This window comes from Lysinibacillus sp. 1 U-2021 (assembly GCF_029916965.1).
GTDB classification, from domain to species: domain Bacteria; phylum Bacillota; class Bacilli; order Bacillales_A; family Planococcaceae; genus Lysinibacillus; species Lysinibacillus capsici.
On record NZ_CP123966.1, the window covers coordinates 3,916,577 to 3,931,417 of the forward strand.

Below are 14,841 nucleotides of genomic sequence, written 5' to 3' on the forward strand. Positions count from 1 at the left end.
CTCCTAGTTAGTCAATTATTTATTGATATCTTCGAACAACGTCGCCAAGCTTTATGTCATTTGTTCCCGTACCAACCGCAGCAAATTTCCATTCGTTATTATGACGGTAAATTTCTCCACATACTAACGTCGTTAAATTCGAATAATTATCAGTTAAATTATAGCGAATTAATTCGCTTCCTGTCCTGTCATCATATACACGAATATATGCATTTTGAATCATACCGAAGTGTTGATTGCGACCTGCCGCATCATAAATGTTTACAACAAACACAAGCTTGTTATATTGCGAAGGTACAGACGATAGTTCAATTGTAATTACCTCATCATCACCATCGCCATCACCTGTCAAATTATCACCTGAATGTCGAACAGAACCGCAGCTACTTGTTAATTTCCCGAAATAAACAACATCGTCACCCGCTACAACCTTATCATCTTGTAACATTAATACTGAAGCATCACAGTCGATACTTCTGCCACTGCCACTATTTCTGCTAGAAAATAAACCACCTAAAAAGCCGCCACTTTTCTCTTGGCCTACAGGGTCCCACCCTAAACCAACTTTAATTTTATTTAATCCTGCGTTACCCTTTGTTAAATCAACTCTTTGTCCTTTTTGTAAATTAATCCCCAATTCTAACACCCTCCTAAAATATGTATTTCAGTCGAAAGATTTTATGGTAAGCAATAATCTACTAAGCTAAAAGATTTCTACTTAAATTAAGTCTAAAATAACGTGACAAAAAATTCAATTAATGGCTCCGAAAAGGTGTTTTCTCTTATTTTTGAAAGCCCCTCATGTCTTTTTCTATACTATAGAACGTTTTTGTAGTAAAAATGTTCCTTTTATATCCATTGGTCCACGCAGCTAAAAAAACCTTCTAACTTGTAGAAGGCTATTGTTCCTAATTACTAACTTTTCATTTTTGGATCAAGTGCATCTCGTAGTCCATCCCCCATTAGATTAAAGCCTAAAACTGTTAACATAATAGCTAAACCAGGGAAAATCATCGTCCACGGAGCATTTAATAAAAACTTCCGTGCATCCGCTAACATTTTGCCCCATTCTGGTGCTGGAGCTTGAGCCCCTAGCCCAAGGAAACCTAATGCTGCCGCTTCAATAATGGCTGTCGCAATTGCTAGTGTTCCCTGTACAATTATTGGGGTTATGGAATTCGGCAAAATATGTGAAAATAGAATTCGTGCATCACGCATGCCAATTGCTTTTGCCGCTACTATATATTCCTCTTCCTTGACACTTAAAACTTTAGAACGGATTAAGCGCCCAAAATTCGGTACGTTAATAATAGCAATGGCGATTAATGCATTTTGTAAAGATGGACCCAGCACTGATACTACTGCAATCGCTAGTAGCATACTAGGGAAAGCTAGCATAATATCAAAAATACGTGAAATTATCGTATCGATCCATTTTCCATAATAACCTGCAATGATGCCAAGTAAACTACCAATTATCACGGACAAAATAACAGAAAAAAAGCCTACCCATAGCGATATCCTTGCACCGTGAATGATCCTCGAAAAAATATCCCGTCCAAAATCATCCGTTCCAAACCAATGATCAGCGGATGGTGCCAGTAAGCGCTTCGTTAAATCTTGTTCATTGATGCCCTGCGGTGCAATGAACGGACCAATGACAGCCAGTAAAATGAAAAATATAACAATTCCTGCTCCCACAAGGGATACTTTACTCTTTTTAAAACTACGCCAGCCTTCGAGCCATGGACCTACTGCCTTTTCTCGAGCTGGTGCTACTTCTTTTTTTATATCGATTGCTCCAGTCATCATTGCAACTCCCTTCTATTTGTATTTAATCCGTGGGTCGACTACTGTGTACAGTAAATCCACGATTAAGTTAATCATGATGAAAATAAATGCAACGATGAGAATACCTGATTGAATAACAGGATAATCCCTGAAGCCAATCGCATCATAAATATAACGACCAATTCCTGGCCAACTAAAAATCGTCTCTGTTAGAATGGCACCACCTAGCAGTAATCCAGTTTGTAGACCAATTACCGTTAACACAGGAATAACCGCATTCTTTAATGCATGCTTATAAACAACGATAAACATTTTTTGTCCTTTTGCTCTTGCCGTCCTTACATAATCTGAACGCATAACTTCCAGCATGGAGGACCTTGTGATTCTTGCAATGATAGCCATCGGAATCGTTGCAAGTGCTACTCCTGGTAATATTAATCGCTTTATGACTTCGATGAATTGATCAAAGCGGCCTTGAATGAGTGTATCTAGTAAATAAAAATGGGTTATGGCGGTAATTGGATTTCGCACATCTTCTCGACCAGATGTAGGCAACCAACCAAGCTTACTACTAAATGTCCATTGCTCCATCAATCCAAGCCAGAACACGGGTACAGAAACACCGATTAACGCTATGATCATCGCTGTATAATCAAACCAAGAATTTTGGAACCATGCAGAAATAATGCCAGCATTCACACCAATAACGATCGCAATAATCATCGCAAATAATGCAAGTTCGGCTGTTGCTGCTAAGTATGGGAAAATTTCTTCTGATACAGGTAGTTTCGTACGTAGGGAAACTCCTAAATCTCCCTGAAAAATACCCCCTAAGTAACTAAAATATTGTGTATACCACGGCTTATCTAATCCTAAACTTGCGTTTAACGCCTCGACCGCCTCTTTTGTTGCCTGTTGTCCTAAAATAACCTGTGCTGGATTTCCAGGGATTGCTCGTATCAACATAAAGACGATAAAAGTCATTCCAAGCAAAACTGGGATTAGTTGAAGTAAACGTCTCCCCATATAGTGAAGCATTTTCATCACCTCTCTATGATTTTCATAATCTACTGTGAAGTCTTTATATACTGTTGAAAGGTTGAGCCTTCACTAAACGGTTTTGAATGTTTAGTTGAATTCTTTCATACAGGAAATAATCATTATCTTTACTTGAAAAGAATCTGCGAGATTTCCACGGCTTACCCGCAGAAAAGCAAGCAGATTCTTCACATTTTTTTGTTCAATTAAAAAATGATGAAATTTACTATTGAATATCTACTGCATCTAAACGGTCAGAGCCAGTAGGATGCGCAATGTAATTTGTAACTTTCTTGTTAGCAGCTAAAATTGGAATAGAGTGAGCAAGTGGAACCCATGGAGCATCCTCAGAAATAATTACTTGAGCTTGCTTATAAAGTTCATTACGCTTGTCTTCATCGATCTCAGTTTGAGCAGCTGTTAATATCTTGTGTAATTCTGGATTATCATAGAACGTATAGTTATTAGAACCAATATTATCGGCGTCTAATAACGTGTATAGGAAGTTATCCGCATCCCCATTATCGCCTGTCCAGCCAAGTAGGAATGCATCCGCTTCACCATTTTGAGCTTTTTCTAAATACGTAGCCCATTCAAATGACACAATTTTAGATTTAATACCTACGTCTTCTAAGTTCTTTTGAATCGCTTCAGCCACTTTTTGTCCGTCTGGCATGTATGGACGTGGTACTGGCATTGCCCATAGCTCAATTTCCTTGCCATCATAACCTGCTTCAGCAAGTAATGCTTTCGCTTTTTCAGGATCATACGTATAGCCTGTCACTTCATCGTTATAACCAGAAATTACTGGTGGCATTGGGTTTTTCGCTGGTTCAGCTAGCCCTTCATAAAACGCATCCACTAATGCTTGTTTATCAATTGCATAGTTGACTGCTTGACGTACTTTTACATTATCAAAAGGTGGACGTGTAACAGTTAAACCAAGGTAACCAACGTTCATAGATGGACGTTCGATTAACTGTAAATTTGCATCGCCTTCAATTGTTCCTTTATCAGAAGGACTTAAGCCATCAGCTACATCAATATTGCCTGCTAATAAATCATTTAAACGTGCTGAGTTTTCTGGAATAGAACGATAAATTACTTTATCTAATTTAGGATAGCCATCAATATAGTAATCTGGGTTTTTCTCAATTGTGATTGAATCATTACGTACCCAGCTAACAAACTTGAATGGACCCGTTCCTACAGGATTTGCAGATAAACCTTCTTCATCTGCTTCAAATGCTGTTGGAGAAGCAATCGCAAATGGAGACATTGCTAAATTTTTCAAAAATGGTGCTTGAGGTTGACTTAACTTAAAGACAACTGTGTAGTCTCCCTCTGCAGTTACAGATTCAATTACTTGCTTGTCACCAACGACAAATTGCGAACTAAAGTAAGGATGTTTATCCGCACCTGTTTTCCAACGTTCAATATTCTTAACAACAGCCTCAGCATTGAAATCTGTGCCATCATGGAATTTCACACCTTCTTGTAGCTGGAAAGTATACGTTAAACCATCCTCTGATGCCTCCCATGATTTGGCTAAGCCTGGTTGAATTGTTACATCTCGTTCACCAAAGTTTACAAGTGTTTCATAAATATTAGCTGTCACTGTGAAGGATTCACCGTCTGTAACAACAGCAGGGTCAAGTGCTACAGAATCTCCACCACGACCATAGACTAAAATTTTTGGTTCTCCACTGCTAGCTGTATCGCCACCAGTTGAAGTATCTTTACTACCCGTATCCTTGTTATCTGAGCCGCCACATGCTGCTAAGATTGTCGAGAGAATAAGGAGTAGCATTACACCTAAAGTCCAAAACTTCTTTTTCTTCATCGAATTTCCCCCTATGAGTTTTTATATCATTTAATGTTGTAGTGCCTCGTAAAGATGGCAAGCAACATAATGACCTGGTTTCACTTCTTGCATTTTAGGCACTACCTGTGAGCACTGATCCTTTTTAAATGGACATCTCGTATGGAATGTACAACCGCTTGGCGGGTTTGATGCACTTGGAATATCTCCAGAAATGATGATCTGTTCCCGTTCAAACGTAGGATCTGGAACAGGAACCGAAGATAAAAGTGCTTGTGTATATGGATGAAGCGGTTCAGCATATAAGTCCTCACTCGCTGTCAGCTCAACTAATTTACCTAAATACATAACGCCAACTCGATTACTGATATGACGTACAACCCCTAAATCATGGGAAATAAAAATATAAGTTAGCTTTAAATCCTTTTGCAGCTTTTGCAATAAATTCAAAACCTGTGCCTGAATGGACACATCAAGTGCAGATACTGGCTCGTCCGCAATAATTAAGCGTGGATTGGTCATCAGGGCTCTAGCAATGCCGATACGTTGCCTTTGCCCTCCACTAAATTGATGCGGATAGCGCTTGATATGATACTCATTCAATCCAACAATCTCAAGTAGCTCCAACACTTTCTGTTTTCGCTCTTTGGCATTACCTATCCCATGAACAATAAGGGGCTCCTCTAAAATTTTGCCAATGTTATGGCGAGGATTTAGTGAGGCATAGGGATCCTGAAAAATCATTTGAATATCTCTACGTGCCTTCCTCATTTCATTGTTGGATAATTCTGAAATCATTTTACCTGCGAATTCTATCTTACCTCCAGTTGGTTCTAGTAAACGCATTAATAAGCGACCCGTTGTGGATTTACCACAGCCTGATTCGCCAACAATTCCTAATGTTTCTCCTTCAAATACTTCAAAGGAAACATCATCTACAGCCTTTACATCCCCGGCATGTGAATTAAGGACTCCCTTTCGAATCGGAAAATATTTTTTTAACCCCTCAACCTTTAATAACGCTTTCGACACGTTGCTCCACCTCCTGCTTCTCTAGTAAAAAACATCTCGATTTATGATTCTCTGCTGCTTCAAATAAAGGTGGTGTTTCCTGTAAACAACGTTCCATTGCATATTCACAGCGTGCCGCAAAACGACAGCCTACCTGAATACTTCCTGGTTTCGGTACACTTCCAGGAATGGAGTATAAATTTTCCTTTTTATAACGCATGTCAGGTACTGATTGAATGAGTCCTTGTGTATAGGGATGTTTAGGATTAGTGAAAATTTCATGAATCGGCGCCTCTTCCACTATTTGTCCTGCATACATAACAATCACTCGCTCACAAGTTTCCGCGACAACCCCCAGATCATGTGTAATTAACAACACAGCTGTATTCAATCGTTTATTTAAGTCTTTCATAAGCTGTAAAATTTGGGCTTGTATCGTAACATCCAATGCAGTTGTAGGCTCATCCGCAATCAATACTTGAGGGTCACAGACAAGTGCCATAGCAATCATCACACGTTGACGCATACCGCCAGACAGCTGATGTGGGTAGTCCTTTAGCAATTCCTCAGCACGTGGTAGACCTACCAATTTCATAATTTCAACCGCTCTTGCAAACGCTTCCTTTTTTGACCATTTTGGATTGTGGATTAATATAGCTTCCTTTAACTGATCACCAATCGTGAACAAAGGGTTTAGCGAAGTCATCGGCTCTTGGAAAATCATTGCAATGTCTTTACCACGTATTTTTTGCATTTGTTTGTCCGTACATTTAGCAATATTTTTGCCATCTAGCAAAATTTCTCCACCAGTTATTTTACCTGGTGGTGATGGAATTAATCCCATGATGGACAGCGACGTAACACTTTTACCACTTCCCGATTCTCCTACAATCCCTAAAATTTCTCCTTCATGGACAGAAAAATCGATATCGTCTACAGCAGGAATTTGCCCATTATCTGTGAAAAAGGTTGTTTTCAAACCTTTTATTTCTAGTAGTTTTTTCCTCATGTGTAACGCCCCACCCTACCTATATTTTACTCAAATGTATAATAATATTAATAGAATACTATAACTTTCGTTAAATTCCTTATTTTCAGATAATTCTAACTAAAAATCATTACTCTTTCAATCATTAATATTCTGCAAATTACATAAGATTTCTACAATAATCGCCTTCGATAATAATAAAATCTTATAAAGAGATGATTTTTTACATTTTTCAAAAAAAAATAGCCTTCCATTTTCGAATAAATGAAAGACTTTTTTTGAAAAAAATTCTTAAACCATGTATTTTACGGAAAATTTTAATCTACATGCTGTACTTGGAATAAATTATAATATGTCCCTTGACTGTCCATTAGCTGTTCATGTGTTCCACTTTCAATTAATTGACCATGATCGATGACGAATATCTTGTCAGCATGGGTAATTGTAGAAAGACGGTGCGCAATAATAATAGTTGTTCGTTCATGAGCAAGCTTGTCTAATGATTCTTGAATCAGTGCTTCACTTTCTAGATCTAATGCAGAAGTAGCCTCGTCAAGGATTAAAATTGGTGGATTTTTTAAAAACACACGCGCAATGGCAACTCGTTGTTTTTGTCCGCCAGAGAGCTTTACTCCTCTTTCCCCAACCTTTGTGTCATAACCATTAGGCAGACTCATAATAAAGTCATGGGCATTTGCCGCTTTCGCTGCTTCGATGACCTGTGCATCTGTTGCATCTGGTTTCCCCATTAAGATATTCTCTTTGACAGAGTCACTAAAAAGTATATTGTCTTGCAGGACAATACCAATTTGAGATCGTAAAGAATGTAAAGTAACATCCCGTACATCTTTTCCATCAATGGTCACTTTCCCGCTTGTTGTATCATAAAAGCGAGGAATTAAACTGATAATCGTTGACTTACCACCACCACTCATCCCTACAAAGGCAACAGTCTCCCCAGGATTTATCGTTAAATCGATAGCATCTATAATAGGTGAGCCAGTTTCTTCATATTGGAAGGATACATTGTGAAAGCGAACCTGCCCATTTGCACGTGGGAGTTCACCAGCATAGTCCTTATCCTTCACTTCATAAGGCTCATCTATTAAATCGAACATTCGATCCATTGAAGCGATTGACTGCGTTAAAGTTGTGGACGAGCTAACAAGTCGACGAAGTGGGCCATACAGACGTTCAATATAAGCAATAAAAGCAACCATTGTTCCAACTGAAAGTGACCCATTTATTACTTGATAGCCCGCATAGGCTATAACTAGTAATGGCGCTACATCTGTAATGGTATTCACGACAGCAAATGATTTTGCATTCCACTTTGTTTGATCAAGCGCTTTTTCTAAAAACTCACCGTTTGCTGAATCGAACAATTTTTGTTCATGCTTTTCTAAAGTAAAGCTTTTAATAATGCTCATACCAGCTACACGTTCATGTAGATAGCTTTGTACACCTGCAAGAGCTTGAGATCGTTTCCGTGTTAAATCTCTCAATTTGCCAAAAAAGTACTTCACACTGAAAGCATAAAATGGAAATGCGATTAACGCTACTAGTGTTAACTTAACATCCATGGTTAGCATAATGGCAATCGCAATTACAATTGTCGCCAGATCTAACCAAACATTCATTAAACCCGTCATGACAAAGGTTTTTGTTTGTTCAACATCATTAATTACTCTTGAAATAACATCTCCTGCTCGTGTATTGGCATAGTACCTTAAGCTTAAACGCTGTAAATGTGCATAAATTTCCTTACGAATATCAAATAGCACCTTGTTGCTTACGTGTTGTGCAAAATATTGTCGATAATATTCAATAGGTGGACGGATAATAAAGAATACAATAATAGTGCCACCTAGCCAATAAAATAGTTCTTTTGTTTTTTCTACATCTGTTAAGTCATCTGCTGCAATAATATCGTCTAGCACAATCTTAATGAGCAGTGGAATAAATAGTGGAATAGCAAATTTTACTATACCAATGATAATCGTTAAAATAATTTCCCATGTATAGGGTTTAACAAAGCGCATATATCGCTTAATGCTTCCCAATTTATCATCACATCCTTACAAAAGAAACAGACATTCGAAGATGAATGCCCTATGTATTATAGCAATATTTTGATTAAAATACAGTTATGATGACTTTATAGCGGACTATTTTACCTTTGCCTTAACAACACTCTGTTCCCCTCCAATAAAAAAACACCTATTAGTTAAACTAATAGGTGTCATGATTGATCATCTGACTGCATATCAAGCTGGAACTTGTAACGATTTGTCCAGACATCGATGAAATCGGGTGCAAATGGTCCTCTTTTTTGTTGAATCCAGCTTATTAATTTATCGACATTGCGCTTTAAAATCTTATCTATGACATCAGGATAAGACATTTCCTTACGATGGAGCTCATATTCATCCTCGTCTAAAAGGGTATAAGACATGTCAGGAAAAACTTTAATATCTAAATCATAGTCGATATATTTAATGGCATTATTATCGAAAACAAATGGTGAGCTTAGATTGCAATAATAATACACACCGTCTTCACGTAGCATACAGATGATATTAAACCAGTGTTCCGCATGGAAGTAGCAAATCGAAGGCTCTCTCGTTAGCCATGTACGACCATCGGATTCTGTCACAAGTGTCCGTTCATTCGCACCGATTACGATATTTTTCGTTCCTTTTAAAACCATCGTTTCTTGCCAAACACGGTGGATACGGCCATTGTGCTTATAACTATGTATTTGTATCGTTTCTCCTTCTACCGGTAATGCCATTTTGTTAGCCCACCTTTTCGTCTATGCTACCTAAATCTAGCAGTCTCTAGTATATTATAGCAATGTGTACGCGAAAGGTGTAGTTAGAAAACCACAAATTTCACTACGCTATTTTGAATTCGTATAAAATTTAGTCAATTATAAGCGAATTTTATTATAATGTCAGCGTTGATGGGATTTTTTAGTTAATGCTATAGAGGATTTCCTTTTATGCTGACGATTTACTTACCTAAACAATTTGAAAGGGGCTGTCTTTTTCATCTTTTCGGATTTAAGACAGCCCCTTAGAGGTAAATGCAATTATGCAGTTACAAAGTGTTACTCACCTAAATCTTGGTTAGTTTTTGAGAAACGGCCAGAAGCTGGAGCTTTCTTTTGCTCTGCTTTCGCATTTTGCTTTTGCACTTCATTTACGTCCGTTTCATAACCAAACTCTTCACTTTGACGTTGCATGTTTTTATTCGGTTGGAAATTTTGGTTGTTTTGTTTTTTCATCATTCATTCACCTCCACGCTAGTTATTGTGTACGGAGGTGATGACTTTTATGCTCATGTATCAATGATTTTAAGAAGGTTTTATTTTCCTGCCGTTTGCTTTTTTACTTCATCCCAAATTTTTAGCATAGGCACAGGCATCGGTAAAAGTTCTATTTGCTCACGATTTAGCCAATCACCTAGCTCAGTCGATTCGCATTTTATATAATAGCTATTTAAATGCCAAGTTAAATGTGAAAAAACATGTTTAAATGTAAGTAATTCATGTTTGGCTTGGACAATTACTTTATATTCCATTGTAAAGTTTTCTACCGAAGATTGGCTTGTATCAATCATTGGAAATTGCCATAGATTAGCTAGCAGGCCTTGCTCAGGACGTTGTTGCATTAAAAATTGTCCTTTGTCATTTTCATATACGAGAACATCATATGTGAGATGCTTCATTTTTATCTTTTTTGATTTGACAGGTAATTTTTCTGGTTCTCCCTCATTAAAAGCTGTGCAATACTCTCTGACTGGGCATAATAAACATTTTGGAGAGGTAGGTGTACAAATAAGTGCACCCAGCTCCATTAAGCCCTGGTTAAACGATGAAGCATGATCAGGATCAATTAGTTCCTCAACCGCACTTTCGAAAATTTTCTTCGTTTTGGGAATAGCTATATCTTCATGTATATCAAGCACTCTACTTAGAACCCGCATAACATTACCGTCAACTGCATGTTCAGGCTTATTATAGGCAATACTTAAAATAGCACCTGCAGTATAGGGACCAACACCTTTTAATTTAGATATTTCATGGCGATTGTCAGGTACTATACCACCGTAATTTTCTATAACCTCACGAGCACCCGCTTGTAAATTGCGAGCACGAGAATAATAGCCAAGACCTTCCCAATGCTTTAATAAGTATTCTTGGGGTGCTTCTGCAAGCAAATCTAATGTTGGAAAACTTTCCATAAAGCGATTGTAATAAGGAATAACTGTGTCGACACGTGTCTGTTGTAGCATCACTTCAGATACCCAAATTTTATAAGGATCTGTTGTGTGTCTCCACGGTAAATCACGCTTCTCTGTGTTAAACCAGTCAACTAATGATTGTCGAAATTCTGTTACATATGGGTAATTCACAGTGACCTCCGTTGTTTTTACGATTTAATTTATGATGAAAAGGGTATACAATGAAGAAAAGAATATTCGTGGAAGATCGACAATAATCGTCGCTTTCGCACGAGTGTCAGAATATTTCAATATACCTTTTATTATGTTCGAAATAAAGTTGTATGCACATTGTACTCGATTTTAATGCATACTAGGAGTGGATATTTTTGGATTCAGGTACACATTTCGTTATGGGTATTGCCCTTGGCGGTCTTGCATTAGCTGACCCTGTAGTAGCCAATCATTCAATGACTTTTACAGCAGTAATGGCAGGTACAATTATTGGCTCACAAGCTCCAGATGTCGACACTGTGTTAAAACTACGTAATAACGCCATCTATATCAGACATCATCGTGGAATTACACACTCACTACCAGCTGTAGCTATATGGCCTATTTTAATTACAATTGTTTTATCACTGATTTTGCAAGATGTGAATGTGTTACATTTATGGCTTTGGACATTTTTAGCTGTTGCACTTCATGTTTTTGTCGATATTTTTAACGCGTATGGTACACAAGCAATTCGACCTTTCTCTCGAAAATGGGTTGCGTTAGGTGTCATTAATACCTTCGATCCCATCATTTTTACCTTACATTGTGTAGGTATTGTGTTATGGGCATTTGGCACAAATCCAGTATGGACATTCAGTATCATGTACGTGGTTATCGTGATTTACTATATTTTGCGTTTTGCTGTGCAAAAAGCAGTAAAAAACGCGGTACATCATACTATTCAAGATGAAGAATATGTCATTGTAGCACCTACTATGCGCTTCTTCCACTGGCGAATCGCAGCAAAGTCCAAAACTCATTATTATGTTGGCCGTGCTTATGGAAGGACTGTTAATATTTACGATAAATTCGAAATTAAGCCTTTGCCTAAAACTGCGCTTGTAGATGCTGCAATGAAAGATCCTAACTTAGCTGCATTTGTGTCTTTCTCTCCTATGTATCGATGGGAGATTTCCGAGCTTGAAAACGGCCTAATAGAAGTAAGGTTAATCGATTTGCGTTACCGTAGTGACAATCGCTATCCTTTCGTTGCCGTAGCACATTTAAATGATGCGAATGACATTATTACGTCTTACACAGGCTGGATCTTTACAGAAGATAAGCTCCAGAAAAAACTACAAATTGGTGCGAGTAATTAAGCAGTAAACCCTGACCAATATTGGTCAGGGTTTTTATTATTGTACCATATCATCACTAGCATCTAGTAAATGTATATACTTCGGATTGCGCCCTGCAAAAGCATGTAGTTTATCACCATAGCTTGCAATTAATTGACGAACAAGATTTTCTGTATACTCTGCCCCACGATAATCATACCCTGCTTTCGCGGCAGTTGATTCAAAGTCACTCCATAACAACTCCACCCAAACCTGTGCCCGTCCAACAGACATCTGAGGATTCTTTGCAAGTAACTCTTGTGTTAGTTTCTCAATTTTTTCATCCATTTATTTGCCCACCTTTACTGGTGAAAGGATAGATACTGGTAGTGCCTCTTGGTACTTGTCTCCACCTAAACGATGACCCCAAGCAAAGCGACCCTTCAAATAATCTACTTGGAAAAACTCATTATCTGAACCATCAATACGATACATTTCTCCTGGAACGATTGTATCAAGATCCACTAAATAAGCCGCAGCCATTAAAGCTTTGCGTTCATAAACAGCAAACTCATTGATAATCCCTAGCTGTTCTGCCTTTCGAGCTTTCTCTTTTAGAAAAGCAATTTCCTCTCGCAATTCATGTTCAGACATAGCTGCATAATTTTTTTCACTCATTCTTCATTCTCCTTCTCTTCTATAAAACGATCTATTACTTCTATAGGAAAACCCTTTTGATAGAGCGCCTGTTTAACCTTCATTTTTAGCTCATAACCAGTATACTTCGATACGTACTTTTTCCAAACTTTTTCGCCTTGAGCATCAAGTAGCTGCTGCCAGTTGTCATCATCCTGCCCTATCTCAACTTGGCTAAGCACCTCTTCTACAATCGAGAAAGCATACCCTTTTCTTAATAAGTAATCCTGAATTTTGGTCTTAATCTGTGTTGGGGTCTTCTTGCTCTCCGCTCGAACAATTTTCTCTGCCAGTTGCTTCGCCAGTTTTACTTGTTCCTCAAAACTATATGTAGCAAGCACCTCATCCTGCAAGTTTTTCTCAATGCCTTTTTTGATCATGTCTTGTCTAATGGCTCTTGGTCCTTTTTTCATAGTAGCTTTCTTTGTATCAAGAAGAGCCTTTGAATAGTTTTCATCATTAATAAAGCCATAGGATTTTAACTTTTGGATTGCCTCTAACACTACAGCTTCTCCAAATTCTAAGTTGAGCAGTTTTTTCTTAACCTCATGCTCACTTCGCATTTGATATGAAAGGAAGTTTAACCCCTTATTAAATGCCTTACGTATCTCATCTTCATAGGCAATCTCTTGAATTTCGAATTCATCGAGCACCTTTCCCTTTGTTAAACCAAATTGAATGAGAATGGCTTCATCAACCGGAAAAGCATACTCTTCATTTAAATAGATATTATAGCGTTCAGGATTGTTTTTTTGACGTGCAATTTTCGTAATCATACGCATAGCAAACACCTCACTATTATCATTATAGCATTTCTTGATGGGGGATCTGACAATTAGCACGGTTAATTTCCCTTTGTTCGCGGGCATTCCCTTCCTTCCATGGGTAAACTTCCTGATCTGCAATTAATGCCTAAGGATGTTTACTTTTTGCTTACATGATAAACTTATTAGTAAGCGTTTTATTCGAGAAAAGAGGTGCTTGTTATGAAAATAGTGATTGCAGGTGGCACTGGCTTTGTTGGAAAAGCTCTTATACAGCTATTGCAGGACAACGGACATGACATTTTTGTCTTAACGCGTCATGAGTCCAAACTAGAAAATGGCGTTCACTATGTTCAATGGCTACATCAGCAGGAGCAAACTTTGGCCATCTTTGAAGGTGTAGATGCCTTTGTGAATTTAGCAGGTGTTTCATTAAATAATGGTCGTTGGACAAAAAAGCAAAAGAAAGCTATCTATTGGAGCAGAATGAATGCCACACTAGAGATTATACGTATAATGGACATGCTCACGATAAAACCAAAAGTCCTTGTCAATGCTAGTGCAGTTGGTATATACCCGACTTCCACACAAGCCATCTATGATGAAGATTTTGCAAATTACGCAACTGATTTTTTAGGCACTACAGTCCACGATTGGGAGCGACATGCGAAACGAGCAGAAGCATTAGGTTTTCGTGTGGCTCTTGCACGCTTTGGTGTCATTTTAGGTAGAAATAGTGGCGCACTTCCACCCATGCTATTGCCCTATCAAATGCATATAGGTGGAACGATTGGCTCTGGGGAGCAATGGCTTTCATGGGTACATATTGAAGATGTAGCACGTGCTATTTATTTTGCTATTACAAATGAAAATATTCATGGACCATTTAATATAACAGCCCCGCATCCTATGAGAATGAAGGAATTTGGTCAAACGATTGCCGAAGTCATGGGCAGACGTCATTGGCTGCCTGTTCCTAGCTTTGCGATGCGTTTAGCTCTCGGTGAACAAAGCATACTTGTTTTAGAAGGACAACAAGTGCTACCAACCCTATTAGAACAACAACATTTTATATTTAAATACCCTTATTTAAAGCAAGCACTTGAAAATTTGTTAAAGGCTCAAAATAGAAAAAATTAAGTTGGATAATTTTTTAAGTAATTACGCATT

The 14,841-nt window shown here is 38.0% G+C and carries 15 protein-coding genes; 2 read left to right on the top strand and 13 right to left on the bottom strand.

Annotated features, from left to right (window positions below):
• Positions 1-19: 19 nt before the first annotated feature.
• The 10 genes from QH639_RS20695 to mutY all read right to left on the bottom strand — a co-directional run bounded on the left by QH639_RS20695 (position 20) and on the right by mutY (position 11,069).
• Positions 20-637, bottom strand: coding sequence for a TerD family protein (locus QH639_RS20695; protein WP_131521930.1), 618 nt, complete (start codon positions 635-637; stop codon positions 20-22).
• Positions 638-915: 278 nt separating this feature from the next.
• Entirely contained in the window at positions 916-1,812 is an 897-nt protein-coding gene (gene nikC, locus QH639_RS20700; protein ID WP_131521931.1) for a nickel transporter permease, read from the bottom strand.
• A 12-nt stretch (positions 1,813-1,824) separates the two neighbouring features.
• The gene (locus tag QH639_RS20705; protein ID WP_131521932.1) at positions 1,825-2,829 is read right to left on the bottom strand and encodes an ABC transporter permease; all 1,005 of its coding nucleotides are present in this window, start codon (positions 2,827-2,829) and stop codon (positions 1,825-1,827) included.
• 226 nt (positions 2,830-3,055) lie between these two features.
• Entirely contained in the window at positions 3,056-4,672 is a 1,617-nt protein-coding gene (locus QH639_RS20710; protein WP_131521933.1) for an ABC transporter substrate-binding protein, read from the bottom strand.
• A 30-nt stretch (positions 4,673-4,702) separates the two neighbouring features.
• Positions 4,703-5,683 (bottom strand): ABC transporter ATP-binding protein, encoded by a 981-nt coding sequence (locus QH639_RS20715; protein ID WP_131521934.1) that lies wholly within the window; start codon positions 5,681-5,683, stop codon positions 4,703-4,705.
• Positions 5,658-6,671 carry an ABC transporter ATP-binding protein gene (locus tag QH639_RS20720; protein WP_009371539.1) on the bottom strand — a complete coding sequence of 338 codons (1,014 nt, stop codon included), beginning with the start codon at positions 6,669-6,671 and terminating at the stop codon, positions 5,658-5,660. The genes QH639_RS20715 and QH639_RS20720 overlap by 26 nt, the downstream gene beginning before the upstream one ends.
• Before the next feature lie 296 nt (positions 6,672-6,967).
• Positions 6,968-8,713 carry an ABC transporter ATP-binding protein gene (locus QH639_RS20725; RefSeq protein ID WP_281115173.1) on the bottom strand — a complete coding sequence of 582 codons (1,746 nt, stop codon included), beginning with the start codon at positions 8,711-8,713 and terminating at the stop codon, positions 6,968-6,970.
• 179 nt (positions 8,714-8,892) lie between these two features.
• Positions 8,893-9,444, bottom strand: coding sequence for a nucleoside tri-diphosphate phosphatase (gene ntdP / locus QH639_RS20730; RefSeq protein WP_004230486.1), 552 nt, complete (start codon positions 9,442-9,444; stop codon positions 8,893-8,895).
• A 318-nt stretch (positions 9,445-9,762) separates the two neighbouring features.
• Positions 9,763-9,942: a gamma-type small acid-soluble spore protein gene (locus tag QH639_RS20735; protein WP_004230485.1), complete on the bottom strand. Its 180-nt coding sequence runs from the start codon at positions 9,940-9,942 to the stop codon at positions 9,763-9,765.
• A 77-nt stretch (positions 9,943-10,019) separates the two neighbouring features.
• Positions 10,020-11,069 (bottom strand): A/G-specific adenine glycosylase, encoded by a 1,050-nt coding sequence (gene mutY / locus QH639_RS20740; RefSeq protein WP_048394777.1) that lies wholly within the window; start codon positions 11,067-11,069, stop codon positions 10,020-10,022.
• Positions 11,070-11,266: 197 nt separating this feature from the next.
• On the opposite strand from mutY, the gene QH639_RS20745 reads away from it, so the two are divergent.
• Positions 11,267-12,253, top strand: coding sequence for a metal-dependent hydrolase (locus QH639_RS20745; protein WP_054549020.1), 987 nt, complete (start codon positions 11,267-11,269; stop codon positions 12,251-12,253).
• Between the two features lie 36 nt (positions 12,254-12,289).
• On the opposite strand, the gene QH639_RS20750 is transcribed toward QH639_RS20745, so the two are convergent.
• The 3 genes from QH639_RS20750 to recX are packed head-to-tail and all read right to left on the bottom strand — an operon-like array spanning position 12,290 to position 13,689.
• On the bottom strand, positions 12,290-12,559 hold the full coding sequence (locus QH639_RS20750) for a YfhJ family protein (protein WP_048394780.1): 270 nt from the start codon (positions 12,557-12,559) through the stop codon (positions 12,290-12,292).
• Positions 12,560-12,889 carry a YfhH family protein gene (locus QH639_RS20755; RefSeq protein ID WP_036076977.1) on the bottom strand — a complete coding sequence of 110 codons (330 nt, stop codon included), beginning with the start codon at positions 12,887-12,889 and terminating at the stop codon, positions 12,560-12,562.
• Positions 12,886-13,689, bottom strand: coding sequence for a recombination regulator RecX (gene recX / locus QH639_RS20760; RefSeq protein ID WP_036219262.1), 804 nt, complete (start codon positions 13,687-13,689; stop codon positions 12,886-12,888). The genes QH639_RS20755 and recX overlap by 4 nt, the downstream gene beginning before the upstream one ends.
• A 204-nt stretch (positions 13,690-13,893) precedes the next feature.
• Here recX and QH639_RS20765 point away from each other — a divergent pair, with 204 nt between their 5' ends.
• Positions 13,894-14,811: a TIGR01777 family oxidoreductase gene (locus tag QH639_RS20765; RefSeq protein ID WP_131521936.1), complete on the top strand. Its 918-nt coding sequence runs from the start codon at positions 13,894-13,896 to the stop codon at positions 14,809-14,811.
• Positions 14,812-14,841: the final 30 nt, after the last annotated feature.

Coding starts and splice junctions, on each gene's coding strand:
- QH639_RS20710 (WP_131521933.1), bottom strand. CDS start 4,672: ATGAAGAAAAAGAAGTTTTGGACTTTAGGTGTAATGCTACTCCTTATT.
- QH639_RS20735 (WP_004230485.1), bottom strand. CDS start 9,942: ATGATGAAAAAACAAAACAACCAAAATTTCCAACCGAATAAAAACATG.
- QH639_RS20755 (WP_036076977.1), bottom strand. CDS start 12,889: ATGAGTGAAAAAAATTATGCAGCTATGTCTGAACATGAATTGCGAGAG.
- nikC (WP_131521931.1), bottom strand. CDS start 1,812: ATGATGACTGGAGCAATCGATATAAAAAAAGAAGTAGCACCAGCTCGA.
- ntdP (WP_004230486.1), bottom strand. CDS start 9,444: ATGGCATTACCGGTAGAAGGAGAAACGATACAAATACATAGTTATAAG.
- QH639_RS20705 (WP_131521932.1), bottom strand. CDS start 2,829: ATGCTTCACTATATGGGGAGACGTTTACTTCAACTAATCCCAGTTTTG.
- recX (WP_036219262.1), bottom strand. CDS start 13,689: ATGCGTATGATTACGAAAATTGCACGTCAAAAAAACAATCCTGAACGC.
- QH639_RS20750 (WP_048394780.1), bottom strand. CDS start 12,559: ATGGATGAAAAAATTGAGAAACTAACACAAGAGTTACTTGCAAAGAAT.
- QH639_RS20765 (WP_131521936.1), top strand. CDS start 13,894: ATGAAAATAGTGATTGCAGGTGGCACTGGCTTTGTTGGAAAAGCTCTT.
- QH639_RS20720 (WP_009371539.1), bottom strand. CDS start 6,671: ATGAGGAAAAAACTACTAGAAATAAAAGGTTTGAAAACAACCTTTTTC.